17 protein-coding genes and 1 riboswitch are annotated in these 20265 nt (G+C 74.1%); of the genes, 7 read left to right on the top strand and 10 right to left on the bottom strand.

The window, feature by feature from the left end; genetic code table 11:
- The first annotated feature begins 37 nt into the window (after positions 1-37).
- The 4 genes from OG444_RS10310 to OG444_RS10295 all read left to right on the top strand — a co-directional run bounded on the left by OG444_RS10310 (position 38) and on the right by OG444_RS10295 (position 4224).
- Complete coding sequence (locus tag OG444_RS10310) at positions 38-745, top strand: DsbA family oxidoreductase (RefSeq protein WP_327261874.1); 708 nt, start codon at positions 38-40, stop codon at positions 743-745.
- A gap of 70 nt (positions 746-815) precedes the next feature.
- The gene (locus OG444_RS10305; RefSeq protein WP_327261873.1) at positions 816-1877 is read left to right on the top strand and encodes an aminotransferase class V-fold PLP-dependent enzyme; all 1062 of its coding nucleotides are present in this window, start codon (positions 816-818) and stop codon (positions 1875-1877) included.
- A 30-nt stretch (positions 1878-1907) separates the two neighbouring features.
- Complete coding sequence (locus tag OG444_RS10300; RefSeq protein ID WP_327261872.1) at positions 1908-3011, top strand: amidohydrolase family protein; 1104 nt, start codon at positions 1908-1910, stop codon at positions 3009-3011.
- Between the two features lie 283 nt (positions 3012-3294).
- Positions 3295-4224 carry an SCO1860 family LAETG-anchored protein gene (locus tag OG444_RS10295; RefSeq protein WP_327261871.1) on the top strand — a complete coding sequence of 310 codons (930 nt, stop codon included), beginning with the start codon at positions 3295-3297 and terminating at the stop codon, positions 4222-4224.
- 191 nt (positions 4225-4415) lie between these two features.
- Here OG444_RS10295 and OG444_RS10290 read toward each other — a convergent pair whose 3' ends face one another.
- On the bottom strand, positions 4416-5669 hold the full coding sequence (locus OG444_RS10290) for a CapA family protein (RefSeq protein ID WP_327261870.1): 1254 nt from the start codon (positions 5667-5669) through the stop codon (positions 4416-4418).
- A gap of 125 nt (positions 5670-5794) precedes the next feature.
- The gene (gene cobC / locus OG444_RS10285) at positions 5795-7216 is read right to left on the bottom strand and encodes an Rv2231c family pyridoxal phosphate-dependent protein CobC (RefSeq protein ID WP_327261869.1); all 1422 of its coding nucleotides are present in this window, start codon (positions 7214-7216) and stop codon (positions 5795-5797) included.
- Positions 7217-7359: 143 nt separating this feature from the next.
- Here cobC and OG444_RS10280 point away from each other — a divergent pair, with 143 nt between their 5' ends.
- The gene (locus OG444_RS10280) at positions 7360-8097 is read left to right on the top strand and encodes a ZIP family metal transporter (RefSeq protein ID WP_327261868.1); all 738 of its coding nucleotides are present in this window, start codon (positions 7360-7362) and stop codon (positions 8095-8097) included.
- Between the two features lie 20 nt (positions 8098-8117).
- Here the strand turns inward: OG444_RS10280 and OG444_RS10275 are convergent, their stop codons facing one another.
- The 7 genes from OG444_RS10275 to OG444_RS10245 all read right to left on the bottom strand — a co-directional run bounded on the left by OG444_RS10275 (position 8118) and on the right by OG444_RS10245 (position 16735).
- Positions 8118-9509, bottom strand: coding sequence for a cobyrinate a,c-diamide synthase (locus tag OG444_RS10275; RefSeq protein ID WP_327261867.1), 1392 nt, complete (start codon positions 9507-9509; stop codon positions 8118-8120).
- Positions 9503-10102, bottom strand: coding sequence for a cob(I)yrinic acid a,c-diamide adenosyltransferase (gene cobO, locus OG444_RS10270; RefSeq protein ID WP_161296251.1), 600 nt, complete (start codon positions 10100-10102; stop codon positions 9503-9505). The genes OG444_RS10275 and cobO overlap by 7 nt, the downstream gene beginning before the upstream one ends.
- Positions 10102-12261: a putative cobaltochelatase gene (locus tag OG444_RS10265; protein ID WP_327261866.1), complete on the bottom strand. Its 2160-nt coding sequence runs from the start codon at positions 12259-12261 to the stop codon at positions 10102-10104. The genes cobO and OG444_RS10265 overlap by 1 nt, the downstream gene beginning before the upstream one ends.
- A gap of 157 nt (positions 12262-12418) precedes the next feature.
- A complete protein-coding gene (locus OG444_RS10260; RefSeq protein WP_327261865.1) occupies positions 12419-13939 on the bottom strand; it encodes a cobyric acid synthase in 1521 nt (506 codons plus the stop codon).
- Entirely contained in the window at positions 13936-14898 is a 963-nt protein-coding gene (locus OG444_RS10255; RefSeq protein WP_327261864.1) for a cobalamin biosynthesis protein, read from the bottom strand. Before OG444_RS10255 ends, OG444_RS10260 begins: the two co-directional genes overlap by 4 nt.
- A gap of 36 nt (positions 14899-14934) precedes the next feature.
- Positions 14935-15097: riboswitch (cobalamin riboswitch) on the bottom strand.
- A gap of 101 nt (positions 15098-15198) precedes the next feature.
- A complete protein-coding gene (locus tag OG444_RS10250) occupies positions 15199-15420 on the bottom strand; it encodes a hypothetical protein (RefSeq protein WP_327261863.1) in 222 nt (73 codons plus the stop codon).
- A 25-nt stretch (positions 15421-15445) separates the two neighbouring features.
- Positions 15446-16735, bottom strand: coding sequence for an inorganic phosphate transporter (locus OG444_RS10245; protein WP_327261862.1), 1290 nt, complete (start codon positions 16733-16735; stop codon positions 15446-15448).
- Between the two features lie 310 nt (positions 16736-17045).
- Here OG444_RS10245 and OG444_RS10240 point away from each other — a divergent pair, with 310 nt between their 5' ends.
- Both OG444_RS10240 and OG444_RS10235 read left to right on the top strand, forming a co-directional pair.
- Positions 17046-18176, top strand: coding sequence for an alpha/beta hydrolase family protein (locus tag OG444_RS10240; protein ID WP_327261861.1), 1131 nt, complete (start codon positions 17046-17048; stop codon positions 18174-18176).
- 179 nt (positions 18177-18355) lie between these two features.
- Positions 18356-19798 carry a hypothetical protein gene (locus OG444_RS10235; RefSeq protein WP_405788432.1) on the top strand — a complete coding sequence of 481 codons (1443 nt, stop codon included), beginning with the start codon at positions 18356-18358 and terminating at the stop codon, positions 19796-19798.
- Positions 19799-19861: 63 nt separating this feature from the next.
- On the opposite strand, the gene OG444_RS10230 is transcribed toward OG444_RS10235, so the two are convergent.
- Complete coding sequence (locus OG444_RS10230; RefSeq protein ID WP_327261860.1) at positions 19862-20257, bottom strand: VOC family protein; 396 nt, start codon at positions 20255-20257, stop codon at positions 19862-19864.
- Positions 20258-20265 lie beyond the last annotated feature (8 nt).

Raw genomic sequence — 20265 nt, 5'->3', positions numbered from 1 at the left:
TTTCATTCCCCACCCGAACCCGGAGAAAAGAAGGATCATGCGCGTCGAGATCTGGAGCGACATCGCCTGCCCCTGGTGCTACATCGGCAAGGCCCGTTTCACCAAGGGCCTGGCCGAGTTCGCGCACCGCGACGAGGTGGAGGTCGTCTTCCGGTCCTTCGAGCTCGACCCGAACGGCGCGAAGGGTGTCACCGCCCCCGTCGTGGAGATGCTCGCCAAGAAGTACGGCCGCACCCTCGACGAGGCGCGCGGCATGGAGGAGCACGTCGCCGCCAGCGCCCGTGCGGAGGGGCTCACCTACCGCACCGACGGCCGCGACCACGGCAACACCTTCGACATCCACCGGCTGCTGCACCTGGCCGCGGCCCGCGGCCGCCAGGAGCAGCTGCTCGACCTCGCGTACCGGGCCAACTTCGGCGAGGAGCGCTCGGTCTTCGACCCCGAGGTGCTGATCGCGCTCGCCGTCGAGGCCGGGCTGGACGAGGCCGAGGCCCGCTCCGTCCTCGCCGACGACTCCGCCTACGCCGACGAGGTCCGGGCCGACGAGCGCGAGGCCGCCGAGCTGGGTGCGAACGCCGTGCCGTTCTTCGTCCTCGACCGCCGCTACGGGATCTCCGGCGGCCAGCCGGCCGAGGTGTTCACCCGCGCCCTGGAGCAGGCGTGGGCCGGGCGCGAGGTCGAGGAACCGGCCGCCGCGGCCGAGGCCTGCGAGCCCGACGGGGCGTGCGCAGTCCCGCAGGCATAAGGAATGCTTTGAGTGGGGGCAGGAAACTCGGTAATGGACTTTGGGTCGCTCCTGGAGGAGAGTTGAAGGCATGGATCTTCCGCTCGCCGAAGCGACCCGTGCCGAGTTCGCCCCCTCCACCACCTACCTGAACACCGCCAATTGCGGAGTCGTCCCGCGTTCCGCCGTCGCGGCCGTACGGGAGCTGGCCGAGGCGGCGGGGGCCGGGGTCCCCGCCGGTTTCGGTGACTTCGACCGCGTGAACGGGGCCCGGGCGTCCTTCGCCCGCCTGGTCGGCGTGGACCCCGAACGCGTGTCCGTCGGCTCGGCCGTGTCCACCCATGTCGGCCTCGTCGCCGCCTCGCTCCCGCCCGGCGCCGAAGTGCTCTGCCCCGAGGGTGAGTTCGCCTCGGTGATCAACCCCTTCGTGGTCCGGGGCGACCTCAAGGTGCGCTTCGCGCCCCTCGAGTCCGTCGCCGGGGAGGTCGGTCCCGGCACCGCCCTGGTCGCGCTGAGCGCCGTGCAGTCCGCGGACGGCCGCAAGGCCGACCTGGCCGCGGTGCGCGCGGCGGCGACGGCCCACGGGGCCCGGATGCTCGTCGACGCGACCCAGGCGGCGGGCTGGCTCCCCTTCGATGCCTCGCCGTACGAGTACACGGTCACCGGGGGCTACAAGTGGCTGCTCGGCGTGCGCGGGGCCTCGTACCTGACGGTGTCGCGGAAGGCCCAGGACACGCTGACCCCGCTGCACGCCGGATGGGTGGCGGCCGAGTCGATGTGGGACTCCACCTACGGTCCGATGCCGCAACTCGCCCGCGGAGCGCGCCGGTTCGACGAGTCCCCGGCCTTCCTCGCCTACCACGCCTCCGAGCGCGCGCTCGCCCTGCTGGAGCGGATCGGCATCGAGAACGTGCACGCGCACGACACCGCCCTCGCCGCCCGCTACCGGGCCGGGCTCGCCGGCCTCGGCCACGAGCCCGTCCCCGGGGACTCCGCCATCGTCTCCGTGCCGGGTCTCGCCGACCGCCGGCCCGCCCTGCAGGCGGCCGGCATCGCCACGTCCGCCCGTGCGGGCCTGCTGCGGGCCTCCTTCCACCTCTACAACACCGAGGCGGACGTGGACCGGCTCCTGGACGCCCTCTCCGCCTCCTGACGCCGCGGAGCCCGCGCGTACAGTGCCGCCATGAGCGAGGTGAGCGCCGTGGGCGATGTGCTGCACGTGAAGGGGCGGGTACTGGTCGGGCCCGACGAGGTCCGTGACGAGCTCTGGGTGGTGGGCGGCCGGATCTCGTACGAGCGCCCGCCCGGCGCCCGCGAGATCACCACGGTGACCGGCTGGGCCCTGCCCGGACTGGTCGACGCGCACTGCCACGTGGGGCTGGACGCCCACGGCCCGGTCGACGCCGAGACCGCCGAGCGCCAGGCCCTCACCGACCGCGACGCGGGCACCCTCCTCATCCGGGACGCCGGATCGCCCTCGGACACCCGCTGGATCGACGACCGCGAGGACCTGCCGAAGATCATCCGGGCCGGCCGGCACATCGCGCGCACCCGCCGCTACATCCGCAACTACGCCCACGAGATCGAGCCCGCCGACCTCGTCGAGTACGTGGGCCGCGAGGCGCTGCGCGGCGACGGCTGGGTCAAGCTCGTCGGTGACTGGATCGACCGCGACGCCGGTGACCTCGCGGCCTGCTGGCCGCGCGCCGAGGTCGAGGCGGCCATCGCCGAGGCGCACCGGCTCGGAGCCCGGGTCACGGCGCACTGCTTCGCCGAGGACTCGCTGCGCGACCTGGTCGAGGCGGGCATCGACTGCATCGAACACGCCACCGGCCTCACCGAGGACACCATCCCGCTGTTCGCGGAGCGCGGGGTCGCGATCGTCCCCACGCTCGTGAACATCGCGACGTTCCCGAAGATGGCGGCGGGCGGCGAGGCGAAGTTCCCGCGCTGGTCCGGGCACATGCGAAGGCTCCACGAACGGCGGTACGACACCGTCCGCGCCGCGTACGACGCGGGCATCCCGGTCTACGTCGGCACCGACGCGGGAGGTTCCCTGCCGCACGGCCTGGTCGCCGCAGAGGTCTCGGAGCTGGTGAAGGCCGGGATCCCGGCGATCGAGGCCCTGTCGGCCACGACCTGGGCGGCCCGCGAATGGCTCGGCCGGCCGGGCCTGACCGAGGGGGCGCCCGCCGACCTCGTGGTCTACGCCGCTGACCCGCGGGCCGACGTACGGACGCTCGCGCAGCCGCTGCGGGTCGTCGTGAACGGCGGAATCCGGGCCTGAGCCCCGCGTCGGCACCCTGTTGACGTCGCGTGACATCGGTGGCCCGTCGGTCGTTGAAGACGACCGCACGGGCCGGATGTCCGTGAAAGGGGAGAACTCTCGTTCTTCATGAGGCGCAATGATTCGAATGTGCGCCCGGAAACCACCCTTTGGGGTGAAGTAACGTCAGGTTGCCCCCCGTTCACCCACAGTGCGTAAAGATTCCGGGGTCGAGGCCGTCGGCGCGCGCAATGTCCCCCATTGGCGCCGCGACGGCGCCCAACTCCCCGGGGGTTCCACCACCTTGAACAGCCATACCTTCCGCATGCCCGCGGCCGTCCTGCTCGCCACGGGAGTGGTCGCCCTCCTCACCGCCCCGCCCGCCTTCGCCACGGGAGGCGGCGGGGCCGGGGGCGAGGGCAAGGCCAACGCGGTCGTCCTGCGCGCCGGGCTGGACGTGGGTCTGCTCAACAAGACCGTCCACGTCCCGCTGAAGGCGACCCTCAACGAGGTCAGCGCCCCGGCGGCGGCCGAGAAGACGGCGCTGGCCGTCACCCTGGACGGTGTCGAGGGGAACCGCCCGGTCAGTGTCCTGCGCGCGACCGTCGCCACGTCCAAGGCGACCGCCGACAAGACCCGGGCCGAGGCGGAGGCCAACCTCGCCAAGGCCTCCGTCCACGTGCCCGGACTGCCGCTGCTCTCCCTGATCGAGGTGGAGAAGGTCACCTCCAAGGCCGTCTGCGAGGCGGGCAAGAAGCCGGTGGCCAGCGCGAACGTCCTCGGCAAGGTGACCGCGCTCGGCAGGAAGGTCACCCTCACGGCCGGCGGCCCCACCAAGGTCGACGTCCCCGGCGTGGGCCAGGTCCACCTGGAGCTGTCCGGTACGGAGACCACCTCCACCACGGCCGCCGCGGCCGCGCTCCGCCTGAAGGTGTCGGTGAACCCGCTGAACCTGAACGTGGCCAAGGTCGACGGCGAGATCGTGCTCGCCGAGGCGCGCTGCGAGTCCCCGGCGGGCGCAGCGCCCGCGTCGGCCCCGCCCGTGAAGACGGACGTCAAGCCGCAGGCCGGGACGGGGACCGGCTCCGGCATCGCGTCCGGTACCACCACCGGCGCCAACCTCGCCGAGACCGGCGGCGGTTCACTGACTCCCTACGTCGCGGGCGGGGCGCTGACCCTGCTCGCCATCGGCGGGGGCGCCCTCCTGCTGACCCGGCGGGGCAGGGCCTCGTAGGACGGGCGGGAGCCCCGGGCCGCCGTCCGGCGTGCCCGACCCGGGGAGCACTTGGAGGGGAGTGCTCGACGGGTGGCGGGGGCGGGCGGGCGGCGTGCCGTCCCGGGGAGCACCTGGAGGGGAGTGCTCAACGGGCGGCATGCCCAGCGGACGACGTGCTCAGCGGGCGGCGTGCTCGATGGGCGGCGTGCTCAGCGGGCCGCGTGCTCCAGTCCCTGCCCGCCCGCGCCGCGTGACATCACCGCTTCGGTGACCTGCCGGTCGATCCGCGCGTACTCGCTCAACTTCGCGTCCGGGAGCGAGGTGTCCGAGGCCGCGCAGGAGGTGCACACGACGCGGAACGGAGGCCCCATGTCCGAGTACTGCGTGAGGAATTCGGCCTTCACCACCTCCCAGCGGCCAGGACGGCCGGCCGCCGGGGAGAAGGTGAAGCGGGGGACCGAGGACTGGTTGCCGCGGAGTTTGTCGGCCGGGACGAAACTGGCGACCTGGTCGCCCATGCCGAAGACCACCCAGGTGCCGTTGATCTTCTCGTAGGGCTGCGGAACGTGGTTGTGCGTGCCGATGATCAGGTCGATGTCGGGGAGGCCGTCGGCCGAGCGGGAGGCGGTCAGCGCCTGCGCCAGTTCCTTCTGCTGCTCGTCGGGCGCCGTCTGCCATTCGGTGCCCCAGTGGACGCTCAGCACCACCACGTTCGCACCACCCGCCCGCGCGGCCCGGGCGTCGGCGATGATCCGGTCCTTGTCGATCAGGTTGACGGCCCACGGCTTGCCCTCGGGAAGCGGGATGCCGTTCGTGCCGTACGTGTAGGAGAGCTGGGCGACCTTCGCGCCGCCCGCCGCCATCAGTGCCGGGTTCCTGGCCTCCTCGGCGCTGCGGGCCGACCCGACGTGCGGGACGCCGACGCGGTCGAGGTGCTCCAGGGTGCGGGCGAGGCCCTCGTAGCCGTCGTCCAGGGTGTGGTTCGAGGCGGTGGAACAGCTGTCGTACCCGGCGTCCTTGAGGGCGTCCGCGAGCTGGTGCGGGGCCTTGAAGGTGGGATAGCCGGTGTAGGGGCCGCCGGGGCGGCCGTACGGTATCTCGTGGTGGCATATCGCAAGGTCGGCGGTGGAGACCAGGGGTTTGACCCCGGCGAGTATCTTCCGGAAGTCGTGCCCTCCGGCCGTGTCCGCGTCGTCCGCGGACCGCTGGATTATGGAGGGGTACGGGATGATGTCGCCCGTCGCCACCAGCGTGAACGGCTTCCCGGCGGCGGGAGCGGCGGCGGATTCCTCGGGCCGGCCCGCCTCGCCCTGCCCCGCCTCGCCCTGCCCCGGCTCGCCCCGGAGCCGCTGTTCCGTGGCGGGCGCCGCGCCGCTGTCGAGCAGCCGCGGTACGGCGTAGATCCCGCCGCCCACTACGGCCAGCCCGGCCAGCGCCGCGCCGATCCTGGCGGATGCCTTCATTCCCGACCCCCGATGTCGTACGCCGATGCGGGGATTCTCGTCCGGCCCCGCGCCCTCCACCATGGCACGCGGCCGTACGGGTGAATCGGGCACCGGCGCGGAACCGGCCCGCGATCGCCGCCGGGTCAGTGCCCGGTCAGTGCGAGGGCGTGGTCCATGGCCTGCAGCAGCCGGCCCGTCGTCGCCCGGTCGCGCACCGCCAGCCGCAGCCAGGAGTGGTCCAGCCCCGGGAAGGTGTCCCCGCGGCGGACGGCGAAGCCGAGCGCGCGCAGCCGGGTGCGGACCTCGGCCCCGGCCGCCACCCGGATCAGGACGAACGGCCCCTCCGCCTCCCCGACGACCGTCACCTCGTCGAACTCCGCCAGCCCGGCCAGCAGATGCGCCCGGTCCACCGCGATCCGCCGGGCCGCCTCCTCCGCCTCGGCCAGCGCCGCCGGAGCCACACAGGCCTCGGCCGCCACCAGCGCCGGGGTCGACACCGGCCAGAGCGGCTGCGCGGCCGCCAGTTGCGCGATCACCTCGGGCTCGGCCAGCACGTAGCCGATCCGCAGCCCCGCCAGCCCCCACGTCTTGGTCAGGCTCCGCAGCACCACCAGCCCCGGCAGGTCCATCCGGCCGGCCAGGGCCTCCCGCTCGCCCGGGACGGCGTCCATGAACGCCTCGTCCACCACCAGGATCCGGCCCGGCCGTGCCAGCGACGCCAGCGTTCCCGCCGGGTGCAGCACGGACGTCGGGTTGGTCGGATTGCCGATCACCACCAGGTCCGCGTCCTCGGGAACGGCCGCGGGGTCGAGCCGGAAGCCGTCCGCGGCCCGCAGCACCACCCGCTCGACCCGGTGCCCCGCGTCCCGCAGGGCCGCTTCCGGCTCGGTGAACTGCGGGTGCACCACGACCGGCCGTACGGCTCCCAGGGCCCGCGCGATCAGTACGAAGGCCTCCGCGGCCCCGGCCGTCAACAGCACCCGCTCGACCGGCAGCCCGTGCCGAGCCGCCACCGCCGCGCGGGCGGGCCGCCCGTCGGGGTATGCGGCGAGATCCCCGAGGGAGGCGGCGATCCGCTGCTTGAGCCAGTCCGGCGGCGTCTGCGCACGTACGTTGACCGCCAGGTCCACCAGCGCGGAGCCCGCGTCGATCACCTCGGCGTCCCCGTGGTGGCGCAGGTCGTGCGCGTGCGCCGTGGCCACCGCGCAGGTCGCCGCCACCGACCGCCTCTTGGGCACGAGGAGTTCCCCGCCGTTCGCGAGGGCGGCGGCCTCCGCCACCGACGGGGTCCCGGCGGCCGTGCGCGTGGCCTCCGAGGGATGCGGAACGGCGATGGCGGCCAGCCGTTCGGCCGGGTAGCTCACCAGGGGAACGCCGAAACGTTTCGCCGCACCGGTGATCCCGGGCTCGTCCGCCTTCGACTCCACCGTGGCCAGTGCCGTCACCGCCCCCACGGCCAGCCCGGCCCCCCGCAGCGTCTCCTCGACCAGGGCGCAGACCTCCGCGACGGAGACCCCCGCGCGTCCGCCGACCCCGACCACCACCTGCGTCGTGTACTCGCCCACCGGGGATCCTCCCTCCGTAGCCACCGTCACCAACACCGCCTCCGGCCCATTACCGGCGTCCGCAGCCCGGTCGTCAACACTCCGCCGCCCGCCACCCGCGCACGGACGTGCGCCCGCGGCGAGGAATCTGTATTCAGGGGCACATGGCCGTGATCGTGGCGTTGGGCGCGTTCCTGATGACCCTGGCGGGAGGTTGGGCGGCGCAGCGCGTCACCGACCGCCGCCACCTCGTGCTGGGCCTCGCCGGCGGGCTCATGCTCGGCGTCGTGGGCCTCGACCTGCTCCCGGAGGCCCTCCACGCGGCGGGTGACGAGGTGTTCGGGGTCCCGCTCGCCCTGCTGCTCTTCGTCGCCGGCTTCCTGGTCGCGCACGTCGTGGAACGGCTGCTCGCCGTCCGCCAGGCCGCGCACGGGGCCGAGGAAGGCATCGAGGGCAGTGCGCGCGTCCCCCAGGTCGGACTGACCGCGGCCGCGGCCATGGTCGGCCACAGCCTGGCCGACGGCGTGGCCCTGGGCGCGGCCTTCCAGGTCGGCGGAGGGATGGGCGTGGCCGTCGCGCTGGCCGTCATCACCCACGACTTCGCCGACGGGTTCAACACGTACACGCTCACCAGGGTCTACGGGAACGACCGCCGCAAGGCCCTGCTGATGCTCTACGCCGACGCCGTCGCCCCGGTCGTGGGCGCGGCGTCCACTTTGCTGTTCACACTTCCGGAGGAACCCCTCGGCGCCTACCTCGGCTTCTTCGGGGGCGTCCTGCTGTACCTCGCGTCCGCCGAGATCCTGCCCGAGGCACACCACAAGCACCCCGCCCTGTCCACGCTGATGTGCACGGTGGGCGGGGTGGCCGGGATCTGGCTGGTGGTGGGCATCGCGGACTGAACGCCGGCGCGGGACGGAGGTCACCGCCGTGCTGCCGCGGCTTCCGTGAAGCGGCGCGCGACGGACGGCTCCGCCGCCCAGTGCGTGTGCAGGTAGCTGGCGTGCACGCCCTGCTGCACGAAGCCCTCGACCCGGCGCTCCGGGTGCGTGAACCCCCAGGCCGGGGTCGCCCCGGCGCCCGGCTCGATCACCGTCCGGTGGAACTCGTGCCCGCGCAGCCGGGTGCCGGCCTGCGCGAGCGCGCTGTCGGACACCGCCACCGCCTCGCGGTAGCCGAGGGTGAGGCGCTCCGACATCCGCGCGTCGGCGTCGAGCACCCCGCACATGGGCTTCCCGTCCAGCGACCGCCCGAGGTACAGCAGCCCGGCGCACTCGGCCGCCACCGGGCCGCCGGCCCCGGCGAAGGCGGCGACGGCCGCCCGCAGCGGTTCGTTGGCGGACAGCTCGGGCGCGTACATCTCCGGGAAGCCGCCGCCGATCACCAGGCCGGTGGTGTCCTCGGGGAGCGCCTCGTCCCGCAGGGGGTCGAAGGTGACGACCTCCGCTCCGGCGGCCGTGAGCAGCTCCGTGTGCTCGGCGTAGGAGAACGTGAACGCGGCCCCTCCCGCGACCGCGATCACCGGCCTCCGGCCGGGGCTCCGCTCCGGACCCGGCGCCCCGGCAGCCGGCGCGGCCCGGTCCGGTGACCACGCCTCGCAGTCCAGCTGCGGGGCCGTGCGGGCCAGGGCCATCAGGGCGTCCAGGTCGCAGCCCGCCCGCACCTGCGCGGCCAGCGCCGACACCGAGGCCAGCGCGTCGGTGTGCCGCTCGGCCACGGGGACCAGCCCCAGGTGGCGCGAGGGCGTGGCCACCTGCGGAGCCCGCCGCAGGACGCCGAGGACCGGCATCCCCGCCTCCTCCAGGGCCTCCCGCAGCATCACCTCGTGCCGGTCGGAGCCGACCTTGTTCAGGATCACGCCCCCCAGCCGCACCTGCGGGTCGAAGGACGCGAAGCCGTGCACCAGGGCCGCCACCGACCGCGACTGCGAGGACGCGTCGACCACGAGCACCACCGGCGCCCGCAGCAGCTTCGCGACCTGCGCCGTCGACGCCAGTTCACCCCGGCCCGCGGCCCCGTCGTAGAGCCCCATCACGCCCTCGACCACGGCCAGGTCGCACCCGGCCGCCCCGTGCGCGAACAGCGGGGCGACCAGGTCGGGCCCGCACATGAAGGCGTCGAGGTTGCGTCCCGGGCGGCCGGTGGCCAGCGCGTGGTAGCCGGGGTCGATGTAGTCGGGCCCGGCCTTGTGCGGGGACACCGCGAGGCCGCGCTCCGAGAAGGCCGCCATCAGGCCCGTGGCGACGGTGGTCTTGCCGCTGCCGGACGATGGAGCGGCGATGACCAGCCGGGGGATGTCGAACGAAGTCACCACTCGATGCCCTTCTGGCCCTTCTGGCCGGCGTCCATCGGGTGCTTGACCTTGGTCATCTCGGTGACGAGGTCCGCGAACTCCACCAGCTTCTCCGGCGCGTTGCGGCCCGTGATCACCACGTGCTGCGTGCCCGGCCGGTTGCGGAGCACCTCGATGACCTCGTCGACATCGATCCAGCCCCAGTGCATCGGGTAGGCGAACTCGTCGAGCACGTACAGCTTGTGCGTCTCGGCGGCCAGGTCGCGCTTGACCTGCTCCCAGCCCTCCTTGGCCGCCTGCTCGTTGTCGAGCTGCGCGTCCCGCTGGACCCAGGACCAGCCCTCGCCCATCTTGTGCCAGACGACGGAGCCGCCCTCGCCGGAGGCGCCGAGGACCTTGAGCGCGTTCTCCTCGCCGACCTTCCACTTCGCCGACTTGACGAACTGGAACACCCCGATCGGCCAGCCCTGGTTCCAGGCGCGCAGCGCCAGCCCGAAGGCCGCCGTCGACTTGCCCTTGCCGGGGCCGGTGTGGACGAAGACCAGCGGACGGTTGCGGCGCTGGCGCGTCGTGAGCCCGTCGTCCGGAACGACGGACGGCTGTCCCTGAGGCATTAAGCGGCCCTCCTGTTGCTGCTGTTGGGTGAAGCGGTGGATGCCACCGCGGTACGTACGTTCTTCACGAGCCCGGCCAGCGAGTCGGCCCGCAGCCCGTCGAGCGTGACGGAGGGCCCGCCGAGGTCCCGCGCCAGTACGCCCGCCAGCCCCAGCCGGACCGGCCCGGACTCGCAGTCCACGACGACGGAGGCGACGCCTGCGGCCTGCAGCAGCCGCGCGCTGTGCCCGGCGAGCTCCCGCGGGCTGCTGTCCGTACGGCCCCCGGCGTTCCCGGCCGAGGTGGCCCGCCCGTCGGTGACGACCACGAGCAGCGGCCGGCGCGAGGGATCCCGCAGCCGCTCGATCCGCAGCACCTCGTGGGCCTTGAGCAGTCCGGCGGCCAGCGGGGTGCGGCCGCCCGTCGGCAGCTGCTCCAGCCGGGCCGCTGCCGCATCCACCGAGGAGGTCGGCGGCAGGGCCAGCTCGGCCGAGGCCCCGCGGAAGGTGATCAGGCCGACCTTGTCCCGGCGCTGGTAGGCGTCGAGGAGCAACGAGAGCACGGCGCCCTTGACCGCGCTCATGCGCTGCCGGGCGGCCATGGAGCCCGAGGCGTCGACGACGAAGAGCACGAGGTTGCCCTCCCGGCCCTCCCGCGTGGCCTGGCGCAGATCGTCCTTGCGGATCACCAGACCGCGCCCGTCGCGGCCCCGTGCCCTCTGGTGCGGGGCCGCGGCCTGGATGGTCGCGGTCAGGTGCAGCTTCGTCAGGTGCCCGCGCGGACGCTGGGCGCCGGTGGTGCGGCCGTGGGCGGTGCGGGCGCGCGACCGGCGTCCGGACGCGCCCTCGCCGAGGCCGGGCACGCTGAGCATCCTGGTCCGGAACGGCTCGGCGGCGCGCACGGCGGCCTGCTCGGGCCCGCCGGCCTCCTGGGCGGAGGGCTGCGGGGCCTCGGCGGGGGCCTCGCCGGTTTCGGGGGTTCCGGGGGTTCCGGGGGTCTCGGGGGTTTCGGGGGTTTCGGCCGAGGGGCCGGGGTCCTCGGGTTCGCCGCCCTGCGGGGGCAGGCCGCCACCGCCGTCAGGACCGCCGTCCCCGGGGCCGTCGTCCTCGGGGCCCTCGGTGCCCGGACCGGGCTCGGGGTCCGGCTCGGGCTCCGGCTCGGGCTCCTCGTCGGGGAACTCGTCCAGGATCCGGTCGAGCAGGTCCTCGTCGATCCCGGGCGCGTCGAAGGGGTTGCGGCGCCGGCGGTGGGGGAGCGCCAGCAGGGCGGCCTGCCGGACGTCCTCCTTGCGCACCTCGGTACGCCCGGCCCAGGCGGCCAGGGCGGTCGCGGTCCGCGCCATCACGATGTCGGCCCGCATGCCGTCGACCTCGAACCCGGCGCAGGCCGCCGCGATCTGCAGGAGCGCGTTGTCGCCGAGCGAGACCTTCGGGAGCAGCGCCCGGGCGGCCACCACACGGGCGCGGACCTCGTGCTCGTCCCCGGCCCAGCGGGTCGCGAAGCCCGCGGGATCGTCCTCGTAGGCGAGCCGGCGGCGGACCACCTCCACGCGCTGGGCGGGCTCGCGGGAGGCGGCCACCTCGACGGTGAGCCCGAACCGGTCGAGGAGCTGCGGGCGGAGCTCGCCCTCCTCGGGGTTCATCGTGCCGACGAGCAGGAAGCGGGCGGCGTGCCGGACCGAGACGCCCTCGCGCTCCACGTACGAGGCGCCCATCGCGGCGGCGTCCAGCAGCAGGTCGATCAGGTGGTCGTGGAGCAGGTTGACCTCGTCGACGTAGAGGATCCCGCGGTGGGCGTCGGCGAGCAGTCCGGGCTCGAACGCCTTCACGCCCTCGGCGAGGGCCCGTTCGATGTCGAGCGAGCCGACGAGACGGTCCTCGGAGGCGCCGACGGGCAGCTCCACCATGCGGGCCGGCCGCGCGCCGCCGGGGCCGGACTCATGCGGGCCGTCCGGGCAGGCCGGGTCCGGCGTGGCGGGCGCGCAGCTGAACCGGCAACCCGATACGACGTCCACCTGCGGCAGCAGCGCGGACAGCGCGCGGACGGCGGTGGACTTGGCGGTCCCCTTCTCGCCGCGCACGAGCACCCCGCCGACCGCCGGGCTCACGGCGTTGAGCAGGAGCGCCAGCCGCAGGTCGCTCTGGCCGACCACTGCGGTGAACGGGTAGGGCGTGCTCATGCGTTGCCTCTCTCAGTGCGGGTACGTGTCGGTGTGCGCGGGCCGGTACGAGTGCGCGGGCCGGTACGGGTGCCGCTGCGGCGCCGTTGCGGGGGCTCCGCCCCCGGCCCCCCGCGCCCGGGTCGCCGGCGGGGCCGAATGTGCGGGGCTGAGCCCGTCATGGTGCGCCCGGAGGGATGAAGGGCAGGCCCGCAGGGGATCCACCCTCGATCAGCTTCAGCAGCGCATGCGTGTCCGCGTGTTCCTCGATCAGGTCGCCCAGCAGGTCCAGCTGTTCCTCCCGCAGGGCGGAGAACGACGTGTCCGGCGCCGGGACGAAGCGCCGGCCCGCCGCCGCGGCCACCTCCCGCAGGAACGCCCGGCGGAAGCCGTCCGACTCCAGTGAGCCGTGCCAGTGGGTGCCCCACACCGGGCCGACCCGGCAGCCGTCCAGGAAGGGCTCGCCGCCGAGCACTTCGGCCACGCCGTGGTGGATCTCGTAGCCGGACACCTCCTCGCCGAGCGCCGTCCCCGAGGGCCGTGCCAGGGTCTTCTCCCGCTCGAACCGGATCCGTACGGGGAGGAGTCCGAGGCCGTCGACCTCGCCCGCCCGCGATTCGACCTCGTCGGAGATCCGTTCGCCGAGCACCTGGAACCCGCCGCAGATGCCCAGGACCGGCCGCCCCTCGGCGGCCCGGCGCAGCAGTGCGTCCGCGAGCCCGCGTTCCCGCAGCCACTGCAGGGCCTTGACGGTGCCCCGGGTGCCGGGTACGACGACCAGGTCCGCGTCGGCCAGCTCCTCGGCCCGGTCCACGAACCGCACCACGACGCCCGGTTCCGCCGCGAGCGCGTCGACGTCCGTGAAGTTCGACATCAGCGGAACCGCGCACACGGCGACCCGCAGCACGTCCTCGCCCACCGGCGGCGCGACCACGGACTCCCGTACCGCCCCGCGCAGGGAGACCCGCAGGCCGTCCTCCTCGTCGATGCCCAGCCCGTGCTGGAACGGCAGTACCCCGTACGTGGCCCGGCCCGTCAGGCCGCGCAGCATCTCCATGCCCGGCTCCAGCAGCGACACGTCACCGCGGAACTTGTTGACCATGTACCCGGCGATCAGCGACTGGTCCTCGGCCGACAGCAGCGCCGTCGTACCGAAGAAGGACGCGAAGACCCCGCCGCGGTCGATGTCGCCGACCACCACCACCGGGAACCGCGCGGCCCGCGCGATGCCCATGTTCACGATGTCGGTCCGGCGCAGGTTGATCTCGGCCGGACTCCCCGCCCCCTCGCAGATCACGGCGTCATACGTGCCCCGCAGCTGCTCCAGGCAGTCCGTGACGATGCCGAGCAACTGCTCCTGGCGCCCGCCGTGGTAGCCGCGGGCGCTCATCTCGCCCACCGGCTTGCCCAGCAGCACCACCTGGCTGCTGCGGTCGCTGCCGGGCTTGAGCAGCACCGGGTTCATCAGCGCGGTCGGCTCCACGCGGGCCGCCTGGGCCTGCATCGCCTGGGCGCGCCCGATCTCGGCGCCCTCCAGGGTCACGAAGGAGTTCAGCGACATGTTCTGCGCCTTGAACGGCGCCACCTTCACGCCCTGCCGGGCCAGCCAGCGGCAGATCCCCGCCGTGACCACGCTCTTCCCCGCGTCCGATGTGGTGCCCGCGACCAGCAGACCCCCGCCGCGCTTCGCGCCGCTCATGCGCGCCGCCCCTTCTTCGTCGTACGGGAGACCAGCAGCCGGACGGCCACACAGGCACCCAGCGCCAGCCAGCTCACCTGCCGCGACAGCCGTACCGCCCGCTCGATGTCCGCGACCTCCACCGGCCGCCCCGCCCCGCCGTTCAATACCGCCCGGTGCTCGACCCGGCCGCCGTACGCGAGGGTCCCGCCCAGTCTGACGCCCAGCGCCCCGGCGAAGGAGGCCTCGACGGGTCCGGCGTTGGGGCTCGGATGGGCGGCGGCGTCCGCGCGCCAGGCTCGTACGGCGCCCCGCCGGTCGGGGCCGGCCAGTACGGCGGCGACCGCCGTCAGCCGGGCCCCCGGCCAGCCCGCCAGGTCGTCGAGCCGGGCGGAGGCCCAGCCGTAGCGCAGGTAGCGGGGGGACTTGTGGCCGACCATCGCGTCCAGGGTGTTCACGGCGCGGAAGGCCAGCAGGCCGGGGACTCCGGCGACGGCGCCCCACACCAGGGCCCCGACCACCGCGTCGGAGGTGTTCTCGGCGACGGACTCCACGACGGCGCGGGCCATCTGCTGCCCGTCCAGGGCCTGCGGGTCGCGCCCGCACAGGTGGGGCAGCCGCTCCCGGGCCACCTCGATGTCCCCGGCGGCGAGCGCCCCGCCGATGGCGCGGGCCTCCCGGCCCAGCGAGGTGCCTCCCACGACGGCCCAGGTGGCGGCGGCGGTCAGGGCGATACGGGCGGCCGCGGGCCGGGAGCGCACGGCGCGGGCGCCCAGCGCCCCGACGGCGGCCGCGCCCCCGGCGCACACCAGGGTGTGCAGGAGGCCCCGGGAGCGGTCGTCGCGCCACAGGGAGCGCTCGACGGCGGCGGCGGCCTTTCCGAAGGCGGCCACGGGGTGCCCTCGGCGCGGATCACCGAGGATCCGGTCGCCGATCAGGCCCGCCGTGGCGCCGTACGCGAAAACGCGATCGGCACGCATGGTGACAGGTATGTCCTCACTCAGGGTCCGCGCCCTGGTTCGACGTGTCTGGCGGCGAGAGTTCCTGGCTCCCGGTCGCACTCGGCCCGAGTGCTCCGGTGACAGTGGCGGGACCGCGCCGGATTCGCACCGGACTTCCTCTCCATGCCGCCGTAATGGCTCGGGCAGTCCACCATGCACCGCGAAGCCCGTCAACTCGCCGTTGACCTGCGGTGCCGTGGGGGGCCCGGGATGCGAAAAGCTCCCTCCGGGACAAACCCGGAGGGAGCCTTCACGCCTGGCCGGCCGCGGGGCGGCGGATCAGGCGACGATCAGGTAGATCCCGTACGTCACGGCCGCCGCGACGAGCGCGAAGCAGGCGTACGCGCCGGTACGGGCGAGGGTGGCGGTGCCGCCCTGCTCGGTCGCGGTCTCGTGCTTGGACAGGCCCACCAGGCCCAGGGTGAAGAGGGCCACGAGGGCGACGGTGGCGAGGAGGCTGACCCCGAAGACGGAGCCGAGCGCTTCCCAGTCGATCTTCATACTGCCGTTCCTCTGTGTGTCTCGGTCAGACCGCGGCGGCCGGAGCCGCCGGGGTCTGCGTCGCGGCCGGGATGGTGGCCTTCAGGTCCTCGTCCGTGACCGCGGCGGTCGTACCGGCGAGGGGGGTGCCGATGCCGGCTGCGGCGACGGTCGGCGGGACGGTGACCGCGGCGATCGCCGTGGTGACGACACCCGGCTCCTCGGCGTGGGCCGGCTCCACCTCGTTGACGTTGTTGTGGTCGACGACCTGGCGGCGCGAGATGAGCCAGATGGCCAGGCAGGAGCCGATCAGGAAGAGCGTGACCGCGGCGATGCCGACGTCACCGATGCGCATGACCAGTTCGGCACCGGCCGAGACCAGCGCGGCGGCCGGCAGGGTCAGGCCCCAGGCGACGAACATGCGGGTCGCGGTGGACCAGCGGACCACACCGCCCTTGCGGCCCAGGCCCGCACCCATGACCGCACCGGAGCACGAGTGGGTGGTGGAGAGCGAGAAGCCCAGGTTGGAGGAGGCGAGGATGACGGACGCGGCCGAGGTCTGGGCGGCGAAGCCCTGCTGCGGCTGCAGGTCGGTCAGGCCACTGCCCATGGTGCGGATGATGCGCCAGCCGCCCAGGTAGGTGCCCATCGCGATGGCGAGTCCGGCGGAGACGATGACCCAGACCGGCGGGTTCGCGTCGGGCGCGATCGCGCCGCCGGCGATGAGGGCCAGGGTGATGATGCCCATCGTCTTCTGAGCGTCGTTGGTGCCGTGCGCGAGGGAGACGAGACCGGCCGAGGCGATCTGACCGGCGCGGTACCCCTTGGCGGAGGTCTTCTCGCCGACCTTGTTCCCCATCCGGTACGTGACCTTGGCGGCCAGGTACGCGGCGATGCCGGCCACCAGGGGGGCGGCGATCGCGGGGATGAGGACCTTGGTGACGATGACGCTGCCGTTGACCGCGCCGAGGCCGGCGGAGGCGACCGCGGCACCGATCAGGCCGCCCATCAGGGCGTGCGAGGAGCTGGAGGGGAGCCCGACCAGCCAGGTGACGAGGTTCCAGAGGATCGCTCCGACCAGGGCGGCGAAGATCACCTCTGGCTGGATGCCGTCCTCGTTGACCAGTCCCTTGGAGATCGTCTTGGCGACCTCCACGGACATGAACGCGCCGACGAGGTTGAGCACGGCGGACATGGCCACCGCCGTCTTGGGCTTGAGGGCGCCGGTCGAGATGGTGGTGGCCATCGCGTTGGCCGTGTCGTGGAAACCGTTCGTGAAGTCGAACACGAGAGCGGTAATGATCACGATCCCGAGGAGAAGCGTTATGTGCTCCATTTACCCAGGCTTCTGTTTGACGTCAGTGGCTCGGCGACCGTAGGCAACCTGGATGAACGGAAGATGAACTGACTCGGGCGGGGCGGTGTACTGGCCCGGGGGGTGATCGCGTCATTCGTCCTGATTCTGGCGCAGATAACGCCATTAATGCACGTCAAAGGCGGGTGAATGAACCCCTCCGCGGGCACTCCGCCCTGCATACGATCCCCCCTCTCCGGCCCCGAATGAGACCCAGATCACTCCACCCTCGCAGATGGCGGAGGGATCTCCTCCGGTGGCCCGCCCGAGGCCGCGCCGCGACACTGGAGCCGTGCGAACCGCGACAGCAACGGCTGCGGCCGTCACCACGACCCTCCTGGTTGCCGGCGCGGCCGCCGTCGCCGTCGGCAGGCACGCCGCCGACGCGGCCCTGCGGCCCGAACCCGGACGTCCGCTCCCCGGCGGGCCGAAGCTCAGCGTCCACTCGGCCGCCGCCGACCGCATCACCCTCACCCGCTCGCTCGCCTCCCTGCGCCCCGGCACCTACGGCCTGGTCGCACCCGGCGTGCACGCCGTCGTCGGACCCGTGCTCCCCGACGCCGACCCCGGCCCGGACGCCGTCGTGCGGCGGCTCGTCTCCGTCACCCACGGCACCCTCGGCCCCGGCACGCGGGTCTCCCTCACCCCCCAGGTGTACGTCGGCAACCCGGGCACCGCCCTCGGGCTCGAGCACGCCGACGTGGACGTCCCCGGGGAGCTCGGCGCCCTGCCCGCCTGGTTCGTGCCCGCGGTCCGGGACACCTGGGTGATCACCGTGCACGGCCTCGGCAGCAGCCGCGAGCACCCGATGGTCGTCATGCCCTTCCTGCACCGCCACCAGCTGCCCGTCCTGGACCTCGGCTACCGGGGCGACCTCGGCGCCCCCGCCTCCCCGGACGGCCTCGGTCACCTCGGGGAATCGGAATGGCGGGATCTGGACGCCGCCATCCGCTACGCCGTGCGGTACGGAGCCCGCCGCGTGGTCCTGCACGGCTGGTCCACCGGCGCCACCATGGCGCTGCACGCCGCCGAGCGCTCGGCGCTGTCCCATGTGATCTCAGGACTGGTGCTGGACTCGCCGGTGCTCGACTGGCACGCCACCCTGCGCGGACTCGCGGCCGCGCGCGGCACTCCGTCCGTGCTGCTTCCGCTGGCGGTGCGGGCCGCAGAGGGCCGCGCGGGCCTGCGCGTCGACCGCCGGCCGGCGGGCGCGGACCCCGGCGCGCTGCGCGTCCCCGTACTGATCTTCCACGGCCCGGACGACGCGCTCGCCCCCTGGGAGCCCTCCCGGCGGCTCGCCGCCGCCCGCCCCGACCTCGTCACCCTGCACGCCGTGGACGGGGCCGGCCACGGCGCGATGTGGAACGCCGACCCGGCCGGCTACGAGGAGGCCCTGCGCCGCTTCCTCACCCCCCTCATGTGAAGGCCGGGTGAACACCCGCGAGAAGGCCCGGACGAGGGCCAGGATGAAGGCCCGTCATGTGAAGGCCCTGTGACGGACAGGGCCCTGCGGGCGGCTTGTCCCGGTCTGCACTGCAGGCGGCCGGTGGCAACGGCTGGTTCCGTTTGGGCTTTCGGCCAGTGACGGGCGAGACTGCTTCCGTGACGTCCCGAAAGCCTGATGAGCAGTTGGCTCGCGACTCCAGACTCCGACTCGTCTCGCCGCGCTCCGTCGCCGCGGCCCGCAAGGCGGTGACCGACCGACGCACCCGTCCCGCGCCCCGGCCCCCGGCGGGTACACCCGCCACGGCCGACCTCGCGAACCGGGCCCGGGCCTCGCTCGCCGACGCCGTACGCCTGACCCGCTGGGCCGAGCACAACCTCGGCGCCGGAGACGGCGGCCGGCCCGCCCCGACGGGCGCCCTGCCCCCGGCCGACGTCGAACGCGCCGCCGGAGAGCTGGGACTGACGCACGGCCAGATCCAGGTCGGCTGGGACCGCGCCCGGCTCGCCGGACTGGTCGAGGTGCACGGCGGTCACGCCCGGCCCGGCTGGCGGCTGCGGGCCTGGGACCGGGACGACACCGCCGTACTGCGCGGCTGGGTCGCGCTCTTCGACGCCTGGTCGCTGGTCCACCCCGCTCCCGCGGACATCGCCCCCTCGGCCGTCGCCGAGGTCGTCGAGGCGATGCCCCAACTCCTCTCCCTCCTCCAGCTGTCCGCCGGCCCGGTGACCGTCCCCGACCTGCTCGACCTGCTCGGGCAGCGCGTCACCGAACTGCGCGACGAACGGTGCGAGATCCCCTACGAGGCCGAGCCCGCGGTGGCGCCGACCTCCGCGGTGGCGCTCACCTCGGCCGCAGGTTCCGCGGAGGCCCGCCCCGTCCCGCTCGCCCGGCTGCTGCGCTGGGCGCTCGGCGGACTCGCCGCCGTGGACGCCGTCACCCTCGGTCCCGCCCGGGCCGCGCTCACCCCGCTCGGCAGCTGGGCCGTCTGGGTCAAGCTGGAGCAGATCTGCGTCGCGGCGCAGAGCCCCGCCGGGAACATCGAGCAGTCCGCCGCCGCCATGCTGCACGGCTGCGCACGCCTCACCCCGGGCCCGGCCCGCGCCGAGTACCAGGCATGGCTCGCCGCCCGGCCCGTCGGCCATGCCGTGGCCGAGCTCCTGCAGGCCGCCCGCGGCGAGGACGCCCTGCTGCGCGGCCTCGCCTTCGAGGCGCTGCGCGTGGTGGGCGCCCCCGCCGAACCCGAGGTGCGCTCCGCCGTGCGCGAGCCCGCCCTGCGTCCCTACGCCCTGCTCTGGCTCGCCGAGCACGACGGGATCGACCCGGACGAGGCGCAGTACGTCCTGACCGCCGAGGAGTCGACCTGGCTCTGGGTGGACACCGCGGCCGCCATCGCCGACCACGGTGAGGCCGAACTGCTGGCCCGGCACCTGGACTCGGCCGTCCGGACCACCGTGCCCCGGCTGCTGGACGAGGTCCGTGCGGTCGGCCATCCGCGTACGGTGCAGGTGCTGGTCGCGCTGGCCGCGGCCCACCCCGACCCGACGCTGGCCAAAGCGGTCCGCCGGGCGGCCTTCCAGGTCCACACCGGCGGCGAGTGACTCCGTAGGAAGCCGGCACCACGGGAAGGCGGGAATCGGGCAGGGGGCGGGCGCGCCGCGGGGTCAGACCTGCGGCGCGTACGTCCCGAAGCTCCAGACGTTGCCCTCGGCGTCCCGGGCCATGTAGTCGCGCGAGCCGTAGTCCTGGTCGGTGGGCTCCATCACGATCTCCGCGCCGTGCTCGACGGCCCGACGGTGGTGGGCGTCCACGTCGTCGACGACGACATAGACCCCCGAGGGGCCGGCGCCCTCCATGGCCTTGTCGAAGACCCCGCCGGTGCCCGAGCTGCCCAGCATCACCACGCCGTTGCCGTATGCCAGCTCGGCGTGCGTCACCGACCCGTCCTCACCCTCGTAGACGGCGATCTGGCTGAATCCGAAGGCCTCGGTCAGCAGCCGGATGGCCGCCTTCGCGTCGCGGTAGACCAGGGTGGGACAGATGGACGGAACGCCTGCCATGACGATCA

The sequence above is a fragment of the Streptomyces sp. NBC_01232 genome (assembly GCF_035989885.1).
Classification (GTDB): Bacteria; Actinomycetota; Actinomycetes; order Streptomycetales; family Streptomycetaceae; genus Streptomyces.
The sequence above is the reverse complement of the archived record's forward strand: the minus strand, read 5'-3'. Positions and strand labels throughout refer to the sequence as shown.